This window comes from Pectobacterium betavasculorum (assembly GCF_000749845.1).
In the GTDB taxonomy this organism is placed as follows: Bacteria; Pseudomonadota; Gammaproteobacteria; order Enterobacterales; family Enterobacteriaceae; genus Pectobacterium; species Pectobacterium betavasculorum.
This window is the reverse complement of sequence record NZ_JQHM01000001.1, coordinates 1416083-1432664: the sequence shown is the minus strand read 5'-3', so window position 1 is coordinate 1432664 and position 16582 is coordinate 1416083. Positions and strand designations below refer to the sequence as shown.

The 16582-nt window shown below is 54.8% G+C and carries 21 protein-coding genes; 19 read left to right on the top strand and 2 right to left on the bottom strand.

Annotation, left to right across the window (positions count from 1 at the left end; genetic code table 11):
- The first annotated feature begins 21 nt into the window (after window positions 1-21).
- The 10 genes from KP22_RS06475 to KP22_RS06430 all read left to right on the top strand — a co-directional run bounded on the left by KP22_RS06475 (window position 22) and on the right by KP22_RS06430 (window position 6196).
- Window positions 22-1131 carry a hypothetical protein gene (locus KP22_RS06475; protein ID WP_039305127.1) on the top strand — a complete coding sequence of 370 codons (1110 nt, stop codon included), beginning with the start codon at window positions 22-24 and terminating at the stop codon, window positions 1129-1131.
- 36 nt (window positions 1132-1167) lie between these two features.
- Window positions 1168-2103 carry a hypothetical protein gene (locus tag KP22_RS06470; RefSeq protein WP_039305130.1) on the top strand — a complete coding sequence of 312 codons (936 nt, stop codon included), beginning with the start codon at window positions 1168-1170 and terminating at the stop codon, window positions 2101-2103.
- Between the two features lie 10 nt (window positions 2104-2113).
- Window positions 2114-2452 carry a capsid cement protein gene (locus KP22_RS06465; RefSeq protein ID WP_039305133.1) on the top strand — a complete coding sequence of 113 codons (339 nt, stop codon included), beginning with the start codon at window positions 2114-2116 and terminating at the stop codon, window positions 2450-2452.
- Window positions 2453-2454: 2 nt separating this feature from the next.
- Complete coding sequence (locus tag KP22_RS06460) at window positions 2455-2901, top strand: gp436 family protein (RefSeq protein ID WP_039305136.1); 447 nt, start codon at window positions 2455-2457, stop codon at window positions 2899-2901.
- Entirely contained in the window at window positions 2901-3368 is a 468-nt protein-coding gene (locus tag KP22_RS06455) for a Gp37 family protein (protein ID WP_039305139.1), read from the top strand. Before KP22_RS06460 ends, KP22_RS06455 begins: the two co-directional genes overlap by 1 nt.
- Window positions 3362-3589 (top strand): hypothetical protein, encoded by a 228-nt coding sequence (locus KP22_RS06450; RefSeq protein WP_197061572.1) that lies wholly within the window; start codon window positions 3362-3364, stop codon window positions 3587-3589. The genes KP22_RS06455 and KP22_RS06450 overlap by 7 nt, the downstream gene beginning before the upstream one ends.
- On the top strand, window positions 3579-5006 hold the full coding sequence (locus KP22_RS06445; protein ID WP_039305144.1) for a phage tail sheath subtilisin-like domain-containing protein: 1428 nt from the start codon (window positions 3579-3581) through the stop codon (window positions 5004-5006). Before KP22_RS06450 ends, KP22_RS06445 begins: the two co-directional genes overlap by 11 nt.
- Entirely contained in the window at window positions 5006-5530 is a 525-nt protein-coding gene (locus tag KP22_RS06440) for a phage major tail tube protein (protein ID WP_039305147.1), read from the top strand. The genes KP22_RS06445 and KP22_RS06440 overlap by 1 nt, the downstream gene beginning before the upstream one ends.
- Before the next feature lie 6 nt (window positions 5531-5536).
- On the top strand, window positions 5537-5737 hold the full coding sequence (locus KP22_RS06435; RefSeq protein ID WP_039305150.1) for a hypothetical protein: 201 nt from the start codon (window positions 5537-5539) through the stop codon (window positions 5735-5737).
- Between the two features lie 141 nt (window positions 5738-5878).
- Window positions 5879-6196 (top strand): phage tail assembly protein, encoded by a 318-nt coding sequence (locus tag KP22_RS06430; RefSeq protein ID WP_039305153.1) that lies wholly within the window; start codon window positions 5879-5881, stop codon window positions 6194-6196.
- A gap of 59 nt (window positions 6197-6255) precedes the next feature.
- On the opposite strand, the gene KP22_RS06425 is transcribed toward KP22_RS06430, so the two are convergent.
- Window positions 6256-6525, bottom strand: a complete 270-nt coding sequence (locus KP22_RS06425) for a hypothetical protein (protein ID WP_039305156.1) — start codon at window positions 6523-6525, stop codon at window positions 6256-6258.
- A 42-nt stretch (window positions 6526-6567) separates the two neighbouring features.
- Here KP22_RS06425 and KP22_RS22365 point away from each other — a divergent pair, with 42 nt between their 5' ends.
- From KP22_RS22365 to KP22_RS06400, 5 genes are read left to right on the top strand one after another with little or no spacing between them, the layout of a single operon-like run.
- On the top strand, window positions 6568-9381 hold the full coding sequence (locus KP22_RS22365; protein ID WP_039305158.1) for a phage tail tape measure protein: 2814 nt from the start codon (window positions 6568-6570) through the stop codon (window positions 9379-9381).
- Window positions 9381-10265, top strand: a complete 885-nt coding sequence (locus KP22_RS06415) for a phage tail protein (protein ID WP_039305161.1) — start codon at window positions 9381-9383, stop codon at window positions 10263-10265. The genes KP22_RS22365 and KP22_RS06415 overlap by 1 nt, the downstream gene beginning before the upstream one ends.
- Window positions 10262-10477, top strand: coding sequence for a tail protein X (locus KP22_RS06410; RefSeq protein WP_039305164.1), 216 nt, complete (start codon window positions 10262-10264; stop codon window positions 10475-10477). Before KP22_RS06415 ends, KP22_RS06410 begins: the two co-directional genes overlap by 4 nt.
- Entirely contained in the window at window positions 10465-11616 is a 1152-nt protein-coding gene (locus KP22_RS06405; RefSeq protein ID WP_039305167.1) for a phage late control D family protein, read from the top strand. The genes KP22_RS06410 and KP22_RS06405 overlap by 13 nt, the downstream gene beginning before the upstream one ends.
- Window positions 11613-12206 carry a phage baseplate assembly protein V gene (locus tag KP22_RS06400; RefSeq protein WP_039305171.1) on the top strand — a complete coding sequence of 198 codons (594 nt, stop codon included), beginning with the start codon at window positions 11613-11615 and terminating at the stop codon, window positions 12204-12206. The genes KP22_RS06405 and KP22_RS06400 overlap by 4 nt, the downstream gene beginning before the upstream one ends.
- 1 nt (window position 12207) lies before the next feature.
- On the opposite strand, the gene KP22_RS06395 is transcribed toward KP22_RS06400, so the two are convergent.
- Complete coding sequence (locus tag KP22_RS06395) at window positions 12208-12474, bottom strand: hypothetical protein (protein WP_156103740.1); 267 nt, start codon at window positions 12472-12474, stop codon at window positions 12208-12210.
- Between the two features lie 75 nt (window positions 12475-12549).
- Between KP22_RS06395 and KP22_RS06390 the strand changes: the two genes are divergently transcribed.
- From KP22_RS06390 to KP22_RS22705, 4 genes are read left to right on the top strand one after another with little or no spacing between them, the layout of a single operon-like run.
- The gene (locus tag KP22_RS06390) at window positions 12550-12897 is read left to right on the top strand and encodes a GPW/gp25 family protein (RefSeq protein WP_039305177.1); all 348 of its coding nucleotides are present in this window, start codon (window positions 12550-12552) and stop codon (window positions 12895-12897) included.
- A complete protein-coding gene (locus KP22_RS06385; RefSeq protein WP_039305180.1) occupies window positions 12888-13994 on the top strand; it encodes a baseplate assembly protein in 1107 nt (368 codons plus the stop codon). Before KP22_RS06390 ends, KP22_RS06385 begins: the two co-directional genes overlap by 10 nt.
- Window positions 13987-14562, top strand: a complete 576-nt coding sequence (locus KP22_RS06380) for a phage tail protein I (RefSeq protein ID WP_039305182.1) — start codon at window positions 13987-13989, stop codon at window positions 14560-14562. Before KP22_RS06385 ends, KP22_RS06380 begins: the two co-directional genes overlap by 8 nt.
- The gene (locus tag KP22_RS22705) at window positions 14562-16559 is read left to right on the top strand and encodes a phage tail fiber protein (RefSeq protein WP_052012478.1); all 1998 of its coding nucleotides are present in this window, start codon (window positions 14562-14564) and stop codon (window positions 16557-16559) included. The genes KP22_RS06380 and KP22_RS22705 overlap by 1 nt, the downstream gene beginning before the upstream one ends.
- The last annotated feature ends 23 nt before the right edge of the window (window positions 16560-16582 follow it).

Here is a 16582-nt window from a genome sequence, read left to right as displayed (position 1 = left end):
TTTCCAAACTGGGACAGCACTATGCCACTCCACATTTTTAAATCCGGCACCCATACCGATATGCACGGCACGAAATTGCCGTTCACGCCTGCTGATTTGGTCGCGTGTGCGGCGGCTTATGATCCGGCGGTGCATGAGGCCCCGATGGTGATCGGCCACCCTAAAGCGGATGCTCCGGCCTATGGCTGGGTGGCTTCATTGTCAACCAGCGGCGGCGATTTGCTGGCTGAGCCTAAGCAGGTCGATCCACAGTTCGCCGAACTGGTGGATGCAGGCCGTTACAAGAAGGTTTCCGCCTCGTTCTACCTGCCTGATTCACCCAATAATCCTAAGCCCGGCACGCTCTATCTGCGCCATGTAGGGTTCCTCGGTGCACAGCCGCCGTCGATTAAGGGGTTGAGGCAGGTAGCCTTCAATGAACAGGAAGATGGCGTGGTCGAGTTCGCCGACTGGGGAATGATGACCAGCGCCAGCCTGTTCAGTCGCCTGCGTGAATTCATCATCAGCAAATTCGGCATGGAAGACGCCGATAGCGTCCTGCCGTCGTGGCAACTCGACACGCTGCGTGATGAAGCGATGCGGGAGGACAAAACCGTACAAACCGACCCAGCATTTCAGGAACCCAACCCCGCTAATCCCACATCTACCCATGAGGACACCACTGTGACCAAAGAAGAAATTGAGGCCCTGCAGGTCGAGAACGCCCGCCTGAAGGCAGACGCCGCCACCCGACTGGCTGCTGATGCGAAGCAGCGGCAGGAAACGGTGCATACCGGCAACGTTGCCTTTGCAGAAAAACTGGTGACGGAAGGCCGCTTGGTGCCAGCCGCAAAAGCGGTTGTCGTGGCGCTGCTGGATGAAGTCTCCAAAGGCGAGCAGCCGGTTGAGTTCGCCGAAGGTGAGGTGAAAAAGCCGCTGGCCAGCGCGTTTAAGGAACTGTTAGGCGGTGCGACACCTGTACTGGATTTCAGTGAGCACGCCACCAAAGATCGCGTCAACGTCGATCTCACCACGACGTCAGTGGAATTTGCTGAAGCCGATCCTGAGCGCCTGGCACTGCACCAAAAAGCCACGGCACTGGCGAAGAAAGAAGGCATTAGCTACGACGCCGCTGTCGCTCGCTGCCTGTAACCGCAGCAATCCGTAACCGTAAGAAAAGGAGACATCATGTCTGATTATTTAAGAGGTAAACGCGTCGTTGACCCGGTGCTGACCAGTGTGGCACGGGGTTACAAGAATGCCGCGTTTATCGGTGAGAGCATCTTCCCCATCGTTCAGGTGGAAAAGGAAGGCATTGTGGTGCCGCTTTTTGGTAAAGGCGCATTCGTTGAATACGACACCGAACGTGCGGTCGGGGCAGAAAGTAACGTTCTGCTACGTGAGAAGTCCAGTTCGATGGATTTGGTGCTCAATGAGCATGATTTGGCCGCGCCGGTCGACTACCGCGAACAGGCCGAGTCGTTGTTCAACGAAGAGGCAAAAGCCATTCGTCGTGCGACCAACGGCGTCAATCTGAAACGTGAACTGTATGCCGCCCGGTTGGCGCAAGACCCGAAGGTCTATCTGGCTGGCTCGAAAAAAGCGCTGGCCGCCGCAGAACGCTGGGGAAATGGCAAGGGTGAGCCCGTCACCGCGATTGAAGCGGGTATCGAAGCTGTCCGTAACGCAACGGGCTTACGCCCGAATCTGATGACGATGGGCGCCAGCGTCATGTCAGCATTGCGCTATCACCCAGCGATTCAGGCACAAATTGGGGCTAACGAGCGTAAACGGATCACAGCGGAAATCCTGCAAGACATTTTCCAAATCAATAAGGTGCTGATCGGTGAACCGGTGTCTAGCCCGGACAGTAAGAAAGCCGCTATCGATGTCTGGGCTGACAACCTGATGCTGCACTACGTTTCACCACCACAGCCAGATACGGAAAGCGCGGACGAAAACGAACCGTCGTTCGGCTACACCTTCCGCCGCAAAGGGATGCCTGTTTCTGACAAATATCCGGGCGTGGGCGGCAAAGTCTCTTACGTGCGTTTCACCGATATCTACAAAGTCGCGGTAGTTGGCGGCGATGCCGGGTATCTCATCACCAATATCCTGAAATAACGGGGGCATTATGGGAGCCACACAACAGGTCATTCTGACCACCACGGTTCTGGCTACTGCTGCCCTGGCACAGCAGCGTTTTGTCGGCGCGGATAACGCACCGTGTCAGGCAGGTGCTGCCGCATTGGGCGTTGCCGAGGTGGATGGTGCCACGGGTGACGCCGTGCCGGTTAATGTGCTGGGTATCGTTGCCGTGGAAGCCGGTGCGGCTGTCGGGCGTGGTATGTCTGTCCAGTCCGACGAGTCCGCCCGAGCCGTTCTACTGACAGAAACGGGCGTATCAAATGGTATCGCACTGGATGCAGCCCTCGCCGAAGGTGACGTCATCCGCATCCTGCGCGGGGTGTAGCCATGTATTGCACGTTGGCGGATTTACTGGAACAGGTGCCGGAGTCCACGCTGATCCAGTTGACCAATGAAACGGTGGGATTTGATGCGCCACCTCCGGTTAACACTACGGTAGTGGACAGTTGCATTCGCTACGCCGATGAGCTGATCGACGCCCATTTGCGCGGGCGTTACACCCTGCCGCTGACTGAAATCCCCACCGTGCTACGCGACATTGCGGTCACGCTGACCCGCTATCGATTATATGCCCGTCGCCCGGAAGGGACGATGCCGGATACGGTCAAAGACGACAACAAAGTGGCCACGCGTCAACTGGTGGAGATCCGTGATGCGAAGCTGACGCTGGCCTTACCGTCAACCCGTCAGGATGTACCGGAATCCGGCGAGTTTCGGGTACGGGCGCGTCGGCCAACCTTTGGCGGTCATGACGGCATGCTGGAGAAATACTGATGGATGTTAATCCGGTTATCGAAGCGGTTGTCGCTCGTCTGAAGGAAAAACTGCCTCAGCTACAGATTGAGTATTTCCCGGAAAAGCCTGCTGACTTTCGCCTTAATCATCCGGTTGGCGCGGTACTGGTGAGTTACGCCGGTTCCCGCTTTGGCAAGCCGGAAGATGTCGGCGCGGTGATGCAGTCGCACACCATTACCCTGAACACCACCGTGGTGTTCCGTCAGTTGAACGGTCGTCAGGGCGCGGTAGCGGTGCTCGATGTCGTGCGTCGGGTGCTGTGCGGTTACAAACCGCCGAACTGCCGCCGCAAAATTTGGCTGGTGCGTGATGTGTTCCTGGGCAATGTCGGCGGGCTGTGGCAGTACGCGCTGGATTTCTCCACCGAATCCGTCCAGTTGGAAGACACCGATTTATCCGATGGGCCGTTACTGTCCCTGGTCAACTATGAGGAAAGCGAATCATGAAATACCGTTATACCGGCCCATCCAGCGGCGTCACGCTGGCTGACGGCACTGAGGTGCTGCTGTGGCCAGACACTGTGGTTGAACTCCCGGAGGCGCACGACTACGTCAAAACCCTGGTCGCGCTGAAGCATTTACACGCCGAGCCGGATGTCGTCGCCGTATCCGCTGCCCGCCGTAAAAATGCCGGTGAAGAGAAAACGGAGGTGAACAGTGGCAGCTAACTATTTACACGGCGTCGAAACCACGGAGGTGGAAAACGGCGCACGTCCGGTGAAAACCGTTAAATCTGCTGTTATCGGCCTCATCGGCACCGCACCCACGGGGCCGGTCAATACCGTCACGCTGTGCCTGTCGGAGAAAGATGCGGCGCAGTTCGGCAGCCAATACAGTGGTTTCACCATCCCGCAGGCGCTGGATGCTATCTATGACCACGGCGCGGGAACGGTGCTGGTCATCAACGTGCTTGACCCGGACGTGCATAAAACCCATGTCGATAATGTCAGTGTGACGGTGGCAGCCGCGACAGGAAAAGCCCAACTGGCACACCGTGCCATCGCTAATTTGGTGTTGCGCCAGTCGCTGGAAACCACGCCGTATAGTGACGGCACTGACTACCAGCTCGATGCACAGACGGGTGTCATTACCCGACTGAATAACAACATTCCCACGGATGAGGCGGTGCTGGCCAGCTACGATTACGCTGACCCGACCAAAGTGACGGCGGCGGAGATTATCGGCGCGGTCAATGCGGCGGGGAACCGTACCGGCATGAAGCTGCTGCACGATACATATAACCAGTTTGGCTTCTTTGCCAAAATCCTCATTGCACCGGTGTTCTGTACCCAGAACAGCGTCAGCGTGGAGCTGATTGCGCTGGCTGACAAACTCGATGCCATCGCCTATATCGATGCACCGATTGGCACCACCTTTGCACAGGTGCTGGCAGGTCGCGGCCCGACCGGCACCATCAATTTCAACACCAGTTCCGACCGCGTGCGGCTGTGCTATCCGCACGTCAAGGTCTATGACGCACAAACCAACGCTGAACGGCTGGAGCCGCTGTCACAGCGTGCAGCGGGGTTGCGTGCCAAAGTCGACCTGGAGAGAGGTTTCTGGTGGTCGTCTTCCAATCAGGAGTTATTGGGCATCACCGGCGTGGAGCGTCAGTTATCAGCGATGATCGACGACCCGAACAGTGAAGTGAATCTGCTGAACGAACAAGGCATTACCACCGTGTTCAACAGCTACGGCTCCGGACTACGCCTGTGGGGCAATCGCTGTGCGGCGTGGCCAACCGTTACCCATATGCGCAACTTTGAGAACGTGCGGCGCACCGGTGATGTGATTAACGAGTCCATCCGCTACTTCAGCCAGCAATACATCGATATGCCGATCACTCAGGCGTTGATCGACGCGCTGACCGAGTCGGTGAACGGCTATGGCCGCAAGCTGATTGGTGACGGTGCGCTGTTGGGCTTCAAATGCTGGTATGACCCGGCACGCAATGAGGAAACGGAGCTGGCAGCGGGCCACCTATTGCTGAGCTACAAATACACGCCGCCACCGCCGTTAGAGCGGTTGACGTTCGAGACGGAGATCACCTCCGAATATCTGGTCACGTTGGAGGGCAATAGCTGATGGCCGGGAAAATTGAAGTGAACCGTATCACCAACGCCAATATCTATCTGGATGGGGTGAACCTGCTGGGACGTGCTGAAGAGGTGAAACTGCCGGATGTCAGCATGGTGATGCAGGAGCATAAGGCGCTGGGGATGGTGGGCAAGGTTGAACTGCCCGCCGGATTCGACAAACTCGAAGGCGAGATCAAGTGGAACTCGTTCTATCGGGACGCGATGCTCGGCGCGGCGAACCCTTACAAGACGCTGGCGTTGCAGTGCCGCTCCAGCGTCGAGCGCTACAGTTCGCAGGGGCGTATCGATGAAATCCCGCTGGTAACGTACATGACCATCATGTTCAAGAAGAACCCGCTGGGAACCTTCAAGCAGCATGAGAACGCCGAGTTCTCCAGTAGCTTCACCTGTTCCTATCTGAAGCAGGTACTGGACGGCGAAGAGCTGCTGGAGCTGGATTATCTGGCCAATATCTTCCGCGTGGGCGGCATCGACCAGCTGACGGACTATCGCATCAATATCGGGGGGTAAAATACTATGAGCGAGAAAATCGTAGTAAACGCTGAGCAGATCAAGGCGCTGGCTGAGTTTGCAGAATCGGAAGGCCAGCCAGCGTATACCATCACCCATGGCACCATTCCCGCCTTTGAAGCCAATGATGGCACTCTCGTGCCGGAGTATTGCGGGTTGATTGCCTATTCCGAGTCTGAGCTGCATGGCGTGCTGCAACTGGACTAAGCAAACGCTGTATTTTTAACTATAAAGGAGGGAGAGGTTTCCCTCCTTTTTTCGTTAACTGCCATTAATATTGATTTTCTCTGCCCCTCGCCATACTGCCCCTGAACGCTAATTCACATTAATGTCATCGGGAGCATCAACATGTCTGAAACCTTTACGTTATCGATTCCTTACTCCACTGCCGCTGGCGTCAAACTGGAGTCCCTGTCCCTGCGCCGCTTGCAAGTCAAAGACCTCAAAGCGGTACGAAAAATCAGTGATAAGGCCGAAGACTGGGATGACCTGCTGATTGCGCGTTCCAGCGGTCTGCCACCTGAAGATTTTGATAGGATGGATTTAGCTGACTATCTGGCGTTGCAAAAACGATTTCAGCACCTTACAGGGGTGGTTGCATCATCCGAAAACACTGATTCAGGCGCAGGCGCTGCTGGCGAGGTGGTTTCGGTTTCAGCCGAGTGAACTGAACGAACTGGATCTGGATGAGTTTGAAAGCTGGCTGGAAACAGCCAGCGAACAGATTAAACGTGAGAACGGCGATAGCGACTAATCAAGGCACCGACGCCCGCAAATAGCGCGGCAAGGAGATAGACGGCGGGTTGCAGGAGAAACGCGGCCAGTGCCAGGGCCAGCGATAATAGCGCAGCACCGCCGCCAATCATCAGTACCCAGGCAAACGGCTCACTGCTGCTGTTAACGGTATAGATAACCAGTTTTGTCAGCAGATAAAGATACGTCCCGCCGAATACCGCTATCAGCAGTCCTTTACATACCATCAGCGCATTTTCCATATCCGTGTCCCTGTTTCGCATCGTTAAAAGGAATCATAAATCGTGGCCACAGAATTTTCCATAGGCGTGATTATTGGCGGAGCCGTATCCGGTGCATTTCGCAGCGCCGTTACGGGAACCCGCCGCACGCTGGATTCGATTGGTGAAACCACCCGTCGCCTTCAGGATCGCCAAAATGCACTCACGCGGGCGACGGAACGTTATGGGCAGCTCGGTTCACGCGCCAGCCAGCGACTGAACAGCGACCTGCAACGCGTCGGGCGCACGATGGAACAGCTACAGCGCCAGCAGAACCGACTCGCTACAGCGGCGGCAACCAGCGATGCGGCGCGGGCAAACCGGATGGCGCTCTACGCCAAAGGCGCGGAGACTTATGCGGTGGCCAGAACGGTAGCGTCACCGATTGTGAGTTCGGTAAAACAATACGCCAGTTTTGAGTCGGGACTACGAGATATTGCGGTGACGGGCGATCTGGATAAGGCGCAGGAACAGGCTATTGGGACGGCGATTCGACAAGCCGCGCTAAAGGTCAACCAGACACAGGAGGCGTTACTGGGCGGCGTCGGTCAACTGGTTGCGGATGGGATGAATCCCGTAGAAGCCGCAAAGTTTGCCAACATGCTGGGTAAAACCGCCACCGCGACGAAAGGCGATATGACAGAACTGGCGAAGATGACGTATGCCTTCAGCTCTGCACTGCAAATCACCGATCCCAAAGAAATGGAAGAAGCCTTTGCTATGGCAGCGACGGGGGCAAAGCTGGGGTCGTTTGAACTGAAAGATATGGCAAAAGCATTACCGGGACTGGCAAAGTCTTTTGCAGCCAAAGGGATTGTCGGTAAAGACGCCATTACCCAGATCGTCGCCAGTCTGGAAGTGGCGAAAGGTTCTGGTTCTGCTGAAGAGGCGGTCACCAACATGACCAACTGGCTGGCCGCAATGAACCGCAGCGATACGATTCAAAAGTATGAGAAGGCAGGCATCAACTATAAAGCGTCCATGCAGGATTATGTTGCAAAGGGATTTTCGCAATATGAAGCCTCTCTCATGATTGCCAACCGATTTATTGATAGCAAGGGCAAAGCATTTGCCGATCAGTGGCAGAAAGCAGGTGCAATCGGTGATAAAGATACGCAGCAAAAATTATTTGAATCATTCGGGATGGCAGAAATATTTACTGATATTCAGACCGCCCAGCATTTGATTTCGATGCGTCAGGATTGGGGGAAATATCAGTCCAACAAAACGGAAATGAATAGCCCTGAATCCCAACAAACACTAGATAAAGACGCAGCCAAGCAGAACGATACGTTAGAGGCACGCTGGCGACAAACCCAAATACGCATGAATGAAGCGGCTATCGGCATTGGCGAGTCATTAAAGCCCGCTCTAATCTCACTGGGCGAAACCATCATCCCGCTTATCGATCAGGCTGGGAAATGGATCGCCGCCAACCCTGAAATTGTGAAAGGCGTGGTGATGGCCGCAACCGGGTTGCTGGCCTTTAAAGCAGCGGCGATCGGCACCAAACTGGGCTTAAATCTGCTGCTGTCCCCTGTTGTTGACCTTTGGAAAGGCGCGGTACTGCTGCGTTCCAAATGGCTGTTACTCCAAACTGCATTTGGTGCCGGTGGCCGTGCTCGCCAGTGGCTTAGCGTATTGGCTAATTTATCCAGCGGCGCGCTCAATCTTTCCCGTTCGCTGGGCGGCGGGCTGGGGCGCGGCATCCAGTTAGCCGGTCGCGGACTGCTGTGGATGGGGAATAGTGTAATGACCGTCGGGCGGCTCTTTGGCAGCGGGATCCTCAACGGCATCCGACTGCTGGCCGGTGGCGCTGGATGGCTGGGGCGCGTGTCGCTGGTATTAGGCCGCGTGTTGGGTGGCGCGTTACTACGCGGTATTACGTTAGTGGGCCGTGCCGTGATGATGATGGGCCGCGCATTGCTGATGAACCCCATCGGGTTACTGGTGACGGGGATCGCCGTCGCAGCCTATCTGGTTTATCGCCACTGGGAGCCTATCAGTAATTGGTTTCGTGCTCGTTGGAATGATATTACAACCGCATTTAGCGGCGGCATCGGCGGCGTGACAAAATTGATTCTGAACTGGTCACCCATCGGTATTTTTTACACCGTATTCGCTGAGGTCATGAAATATTTCGGCATTGATATGCCGAGCAAGTTTACCGACTTTGGCGCAAATATTATCAGTGGTCTGGTGAACGGTATTAGAAATGCCTGGGAAGGCGCAAAAAAGGTTGTTGGTGAACTAGGCGATAATATTAAGGGCTGGTTTGCCGAGAAATTAGGTATTCATTCCCCCAGCCGGGTATTTGCAACATTCGGCGATAATATATCGCAGGGGGCTGCGATAGGGATTAGCCGCACCACACCGCTGGCCGCCAAAGCGGGGCAGAATCTGGCTGAGGCATTAACCCCCGCAGTGCCGCAGATGGATATGCCTGCTGTCACCACGCAGCCCCTATCGTTGGCGCAATCCTTGCCTGCGATTACCGTTCCAGTGTCACCTCTGCGCGTTCCTGTCATGCCGTATCTCACCCGTGAGCCGATACCGCAACCAAAGGTAATACCCGATGAGTCATTGACAAAGACACCACCGGACGTGCCACTGCCTCCTGCCATACCTAAAATGCCGACCTCCCGGCAGCAAGACCAAGCTGGCAGCGGAGAGCGGGACAGCGTTTTGCGTGTGACGTTCTCACCGAACATCTACCTCAATGGGCAGAAAACGCCAGCCACTCCTGAAATTACCAGTGCCCTGAATCTGTCCTTGCACGAACTGGAGAAGATGATGGAGCGCATTGTGGCGCAACAACAGCGTCGGGGGTATGCCTAATGTTTGCCGTATTGGGTGATATTGAGTTTGAATTGATTACCTACTGGGATGGTTTTGAATCGACGTTCGGCGTCGATTATGCCGAACACAGCCGAATTGAGGGGAAGCCAGGGCTGCAGTTCGTTGGCGAGCAGCTCGATGAGTTCCGCATTAGCCTGGTATTCCACAGCTTGTATTGCACGCCAGATAACGAGCTGTCGCGGTTACGCCGCGCGATGCGGGCGCATCAGGCACTGGCGCTGGTATTCGGTAATGGCGATTATCGCGGCTGGTTTGTGATTACCGCCGTGACGGCCAGCAGCCAGCAGACCGATTCGTCCGGGAACGTGATGGCTATGACGGCGGAAGTGACGTTGCGCGAGTATATCGGTGATCCGAAAAGCCCGCAAAAACCGCCCGCGATTAATAGCGCCATTCCTGGTACGGGCGTTGTCACCAGTGCCGTCACCAAACCCAGTGGCATGGCGCAATCGGTACGTGACGCAGTGAGCTATGCGAAAAAAGCGCAGTCTGCCCTTACCACCGCCGCCAGTACGGTACGTGCGGTGCAAAAGATGGCGACCAATCCGACTGTTGCACTAACCCGTATTCCCGGTCTGATGTCACAGATAGGCGGCGTTACTGCGCCACTAATGTCATCTATTCCTGCGTTGAATGCCGTCAAAGATACCTTTCCTGATGCGGTGCGGTTAGCCCGTGATACCAGTCAGGCTGCAATGTTTGTGGCATCGGCGCGACAATCGCTGGCAGGCGTTGACAGCCGCAATCTGGCCGCCGCATTGAATACCGTCTCCGGACAGTTCGATGCCGCTGGCGTGCTGCTGAAAAACAATTCTCCGGCACTCAGTAAAATGACATCGACCATTGTGGCGAGGAAAGCATGAGGTACATCGAGCATGTAACAAAAATGGGTGACCGGTGGGATTCGCTGTCACAACATTATTATGGCGATCCGCTGGGCTATGACCGGATCATCATGGCGAACCCGCATGTGGCCGTTACGCCCTCATTACCATCCGGCATCGTTCTCTTGATCCCAATGGTTGAACAAGATGAAGTAGAAAACGCCGAGGAGGTTGCACCGTGGCTACGTTAATTCAACAAACAGCGCCGCTGCCTGGCACCTCAGACGTCCTGCAACCGGTATTTACTCTGTGGTATCTGAAGCAAGATATCACCAACGATATTGCGCCTTACGTCACCCGCGTCAGCTATAGCGACAATATCAAGTCTGAGTCGGACACAATCGAGGTTGCCCTAGATGACACTGACGGCCGCTGGCTGGATAAGTGGTATCCGGGGAAAGGCGATACGTTGACGCTCAAGCTCGGTTACAGCGGTGAGAAACTGCTGTCTTGTGGGACATTTTCTATCGATGAGATTGAAGTCAGTGCGCCGCCGTCAACGGTATCCATTCGCGGTGTGGCCACGTCAGTCAACACTGCGCTGCGTACTAAATCCAGTCGGGGGTTTGAGAACACCACACTGGCTGCTATCGCAGGTCGCATTGCCAAAAAGCACAGCCTGAAACTGGTCGGCGGTATTGAGTCAATAAAGGTCGATCGCGTCACGCAGTATGCGGAAACCGATGTCGGCTTCCTGAAGCGACTGGCCAGCGAGTATGGCTATGCCGTTAAGGTTGTCAGCGACCAATTGATATTTTCCCATCTGGCCACCTTGCGACAACTTGATCCCATTAAGCAATTATCACCCACCGACGTCGCCCGTTATTCTCTGCGTGACACCATCAACCAGGTCTACAAGTCGGCAAAATTGAAGCACCAGAAAGCCAGTGACAAAAAGCTGGTGACGTACCATTCAGATGGAAGTACGACGACAGCCACAGGAAAAGAGAGCGGCAAAACCACCAGTGCGGACACACTCAAGGTCACCAGCCGTTCATCGGACAAAGACAGTGCGCAACTCAAAGCCGATGCTGCACTGGATTCACATAACGAATATCAGCAGACCGGTTCACTGGCGGTGATGGGAACGCCGCAACTCACTGCCGGCAACAAAATAGAGTTGGTGAAATTTGGTCAGCTATCTGGGCAATGGCTTATTACCAGCGCCCGGCATTCGTTTGATCGCAGCAGCGGTTACGTGACCGAACTGGAGGTGTCGCGTGGCCCGGTGACCAATGGCAAGAAAAAGAAGAAAACGCAGACGCTGACGGTTTACAAAGCAGATGGCACGACTACTACGACAACGACCGTAAAGGAAAAGAAAAAATGAGCGTATCACGACAGGTGGGCACAGTCAGCGCCGTTGACTCGCAAAACGTCCGCGCCCGCGTTCGCCTGCCTGAGTGCGATAACATGCGTACCAACTGGCTTGATGTGCTGCAACACAATACCCAGAACAATAAGGACTACTGGTTGCCCGACGTCGGCGAGCAGGTTGTCGTGCTACTGGATGAAAATGGCGAGGATGGCGTTATTGTGGGCGCGGTCTACTCCAGTGTCGATAAACCGCCTGTTAATAACCCGGACGCACGCGGCGTTACCTATGCCGACAGCGCCTCGTTTTACTATGACCGCAAGACGCATACATTAACCATCAACGGCGGCATTGAGCATATCGTGATCGCCTGTGGTACGGACGTGACGGTGAAAACATCAAAGGCCACCATTGATGCACCAGAAACGGAAGTCACGGGCGATCTATTGGTTAAAGGCAAACTGACCTATCAGGGCGGCATGGCAGGCTCTGGCGGGAGTGGCGCAGCGGCAACGATTCAGGGCAATGTCAGCGTTCAGGGGGATATTGATGCCACCGGTTCGGTGATGGATGCCGGTGGTAATTCAAATCACCATTCTCACTGATTTAATAAGGAGTAATTTCACCAGAGGTATCTTTAACCTCTACTTTTTGAACGTCCCACCCAGAGGTATTAGGATTGAACTCTGTGAAGAAAGCGATGTTGTCTAGAGCGGTCTGTGTAGTCAGATTATCAATAATGTGGTTTGCGTTTCGGCTGTGCAAATACGAGTAGCCAGCTTGTTCTGGAGTTTGTATCACCCCTGGCTGAAAATGATTTTTGCTTTTTAGAAAAAGTAACGTGTTCAAATCGTATTGAATAATATCCATCATCTGTCTCCTTGGTTATTCATGCCTTATTAAGCCCCTTTAATATTACACAACCCTGTCGGGGGCGATACTGCCCCCATGAATACTAATTCTGTTTACTGGCAACCGGCCCTGCAGCACCCTGGCGAACTCGTCGAGGGGGTTGCCGATATCACTCAGGCCATTCACATCATTCTGCGCACACCCTGCGGAAGCGATCCACACCGTCCCGAATTTGGTAGCAACTTGCATCGCTACATCGACTACCCGATTGACCGAGCCATTCCGCACGTCGTGCGGGAGACGGTCGAAGCGATCAAACGCTGGGAGCCGCGCTGCAAGCTGCTGGCTGTGAAGCCGTTAATTGATGGTACACACATGGCACTGCGCCTGAGTTGGGAAACAACCAGCGGCGTGCTACAGGTTACGGAGGTGCTATGGCGGTAACGACGGAACCGGTCTTCATTGAACGCGATGCAGCGAAGATTACCGCTGAGCTGATTGCAAAATATGAGGCAGACAGCGATAAGACGTTGTATCCGGCACAGGCCGAACGCCTGCTGATTGATTTGATGGCCTACCGTGAAATGCTGGTACGCAGCGCGATTCAGGATGCGGCCAAACAGAATCTGGTGCGTTATGCCCGCGCCCCGATGCTGGATTACCTCGGCGAACTGGTGGGAACGTACCGTCTTGCGGCGCTGGCCGGACAGACGACGCTGCAATTTAGCGTCGAAAGCGCATTACTAACCGATACGCTGATTCCCGTCGGCACCCGCGTCAGCGCGTCCGACAGCGTCGTGTTTGCCACGGATAGCGATGTGATAATGAAGGCTGGCACACTGAACGTAACAGTGACGGCAACCTGTACGCAGGCTGGGCTGGTCGGCAATAACTGGCAACCGGCGCAAATCAGCACGCTGCTGGATGAGATTGACGACGTCGATTTCACAGTGACCAATATTACTGCCAGTGTCGGTGGCTCTGATGAAGAGACCGATGACCGGCTGCGCGAACGTATCCAGTTGGCCCCGGAGTCCTTCAGCACCGCAGGCTCAAAGCTGGCGTACCGCTATCACGCACTGAGCGCCCACCCCGATATTGTCGACGTTGCGGTGGTCAGGGCCGAGCCTGGCACCGTTCATTTATATCCTCTGATGTCAGCGGGACTACCCGATGACAGCGTGCTGGCGCAGGTTATCAGCGTTTGTTCGGATGAAAAAGTCCGCCCGCTCACGGACACCGTCGCGGCTAAATCCCCGGTTCCTGTGGAATATTCACTCCATGCCAGGCTGACACTAAAGCGCGATGTGCAGGCATTACCAGTTAAGCAGGCGGCACAACAGGCGGCATTAGCCTGGACAAAACAGCGTCGGGCAACGCTGGGGCAGGACATCGTGCCCAGTCAGATTAATGCGGCCTTGTTGCTCGACGGCGTTTACAGCGTGGAGCTGTTGTCTCCGGCGTTAACGGTGCTGGACGACTGGCAGCTCGCCATCTGCACCGACATCACCATAACCGTCTCAGGTTCGGCTGATGAGTAAAGACCTGCTTCCGCCCCCGTTGGCGTCTGACCTGCGGTTTAGCGTTCTGGCGTCACTGCTGGATAGATTCGACGCGTTACAGGTGGAGGCCGTGATTGTCTATCTGGTCGATATCGTTGATAACAGCGCACTGGATGCACTGGCCGAGCAGTTTTCACTGAAGGAAGACGGCTGGCAGTTGGCTGAATCTGAAGATGCCCGCCGCGCCATGATTAAATCGGCCATTGAAAGACACCGATTCAAAGGCACGGAATGGGCCGTTCGTGACGTGATACGCAGCCTCGGATTTGGCGATATCGAGTTAATCGAACACATCGGACGCCTCAGCTATAACGGCATTCGCAGCTATAACGGCCATATGGTCTATGGAGACCCCAGTAAATGGCCGGTCTACCGCGTTCTGCTGCAACAACCCATCACCAATGACCAGGCGCAGATGCTGCGTAACACACTGGAAATGATTGCCCCCGCCCGCTGCCTGTTGGCCAGCCTGGAATATCTGGGGGTGCCTATTCGCTACAACGAAACCGCGTCATATGACGGCAGCTACAATCACGGGAGTGCATAATGGCTAACCTGCCTGAACAAAAAGAGTGGATTGACGGCATTTACCAACTGGAGACGTCCGACCCCGTGATTGGTGGCCCCGGCGGTATTTCCAACCGGCAGGCGGAACAGTTGGCTAATCGCACCGGATATCTGAAGGAACAACAGGAAAAAACGGGCGCGGATCTGCAATCGCATGTCAAAGCGGCCGACCCGCATACCCAGTATGCACCTAAAGCCAGCCCGACGCTGACGGGAACGCCAACGGCTCCTACTGCGGCCACAGGCGTCAATAACGCGCAGATCGCCACGACAGCCTACGTGATGGCGGCGATTGCCGCGCTGGTCAATGGCTCTCCGGGAGCGCTGGATACGCTAAAAGAACTCGCCACTGCGTTAGGGAATGACCCCAACTTTTCAACTACGATATTGAATAAGCTGGCGCAAAAGCTGGAGAAAGAACAAAACGGCGCAGACATTCCCGACAAAGCCAAATTCATGGCCAATGTTGGATTAAAATCTGCCGCTACCCGCGCAGTAGGCACCGGAGCCAGCGATATCCCCGACATTACTACTGGTGATGGCCGCTATTTGGGAAAAACCGCCACGGCGGTGACAGCAACGAAACTGGCGACAGCAAGAAAGATTGCAGGCGTGGCATTCGATGGCTCTGCCGATATTGCTCTGACGCCAGCCAGCGTAGGCGCATTACCGATTGCGGGTGGTACATTGACTGGCGCGTTGATTTCAACGGTGGCCGATGCGTTACGTTTAATTAACGGCGGATATGGCGCTATTTTTCGTAACGATGGTTCAGACTTTTATATCCTGTTAACAAATAAAGATGCTGCTTACGCTGCATGGAATAATTTACGTCCATTTAGAATCAATATGGCTACAGGGAATGTTGAATTCGGCCATACGGTTAACTCAGCCTTACTTCAGGAAAAAGGCCAACGCGTCTACAGTCCAAACAATAAACCCTCAGCGGCGGATATCGGCGCGTTGCCCGCCGGAGGAACGGCTGCGGCAGCCACCAAATTATCACTGGCCAGGAAAATAGCCGGAGTGGCATTCGACGGCACGGCGGATATCGCATTGACACCGGCTAATGTCGGCGCACTACCTGCAGGTGGGACGGCGGCGGCAGCGACCAAACTGGCTGTAGCAAGAAAGATCGCAGGCGTGGTGTTTGATGGTACGGCGGATATTGCTCTAACTCCGGCAAACATCGGAGCATTGCCGACTGCGGGAACGGCAGCAGCAGCGACCAAGCTGGCGACAGCACGTACAATTAATGGTGTGGCTTTTGATGGCACGGCGAATATCGCTCTAACTCCGGCAAACATCGGAGCATTGCCAACTGCAGGAACGGCAGCAACAGCGACCAAGCTGGCGACAGCACGTACAATTAATGGTGTGGCTTTTGATGGCACGGCGAATATCGCTCTAACTCCGGCAAACATCGGAGCATTGCCAACTGCGGGAACGGCAGCAGCAGCGACCAAACTGGCGACAGCACGTACAATTAATGGTGTGGCTTTTGATGGCACGGCGAATATCGCTCTAACTCCGGCAAACATCGGAGCATTGCCAACTGCGGGAACGGCAGCAGCAGCGACTAAACTGACGACAGCCCGCAAGATCAATGGTGTTGCATTTGATGGGACAAAAGATATCAACCTCACTCCTGAAAATCTCGGTTTTGTGGGAATCATTGATACGGGGTCTGGCGCGGGATTTTACTGGCGAAAATATGCAGGCGGGTTGATTGAGATTTTTGCTAATGTGGATGTGACAATAGGCGTAAGTAAAGACGCTCTGTTTCCTGTGAAAACGAATGGTGTGATTTTTATTGTGACTAATGACATTGGGGGGTACGCAGGCGCAAATGCCTACACAGTACGGGTTTCTAATGTTACTAACACTGGCTTTTCCATTTCTTGGGATCGTCATAATGAAAATGGCGTTGGCAATACAAAAAAACTTTACTATCACGTCATTGCTAATGCTGTGTGAATTAGTGGCCCACCGGGCCACAA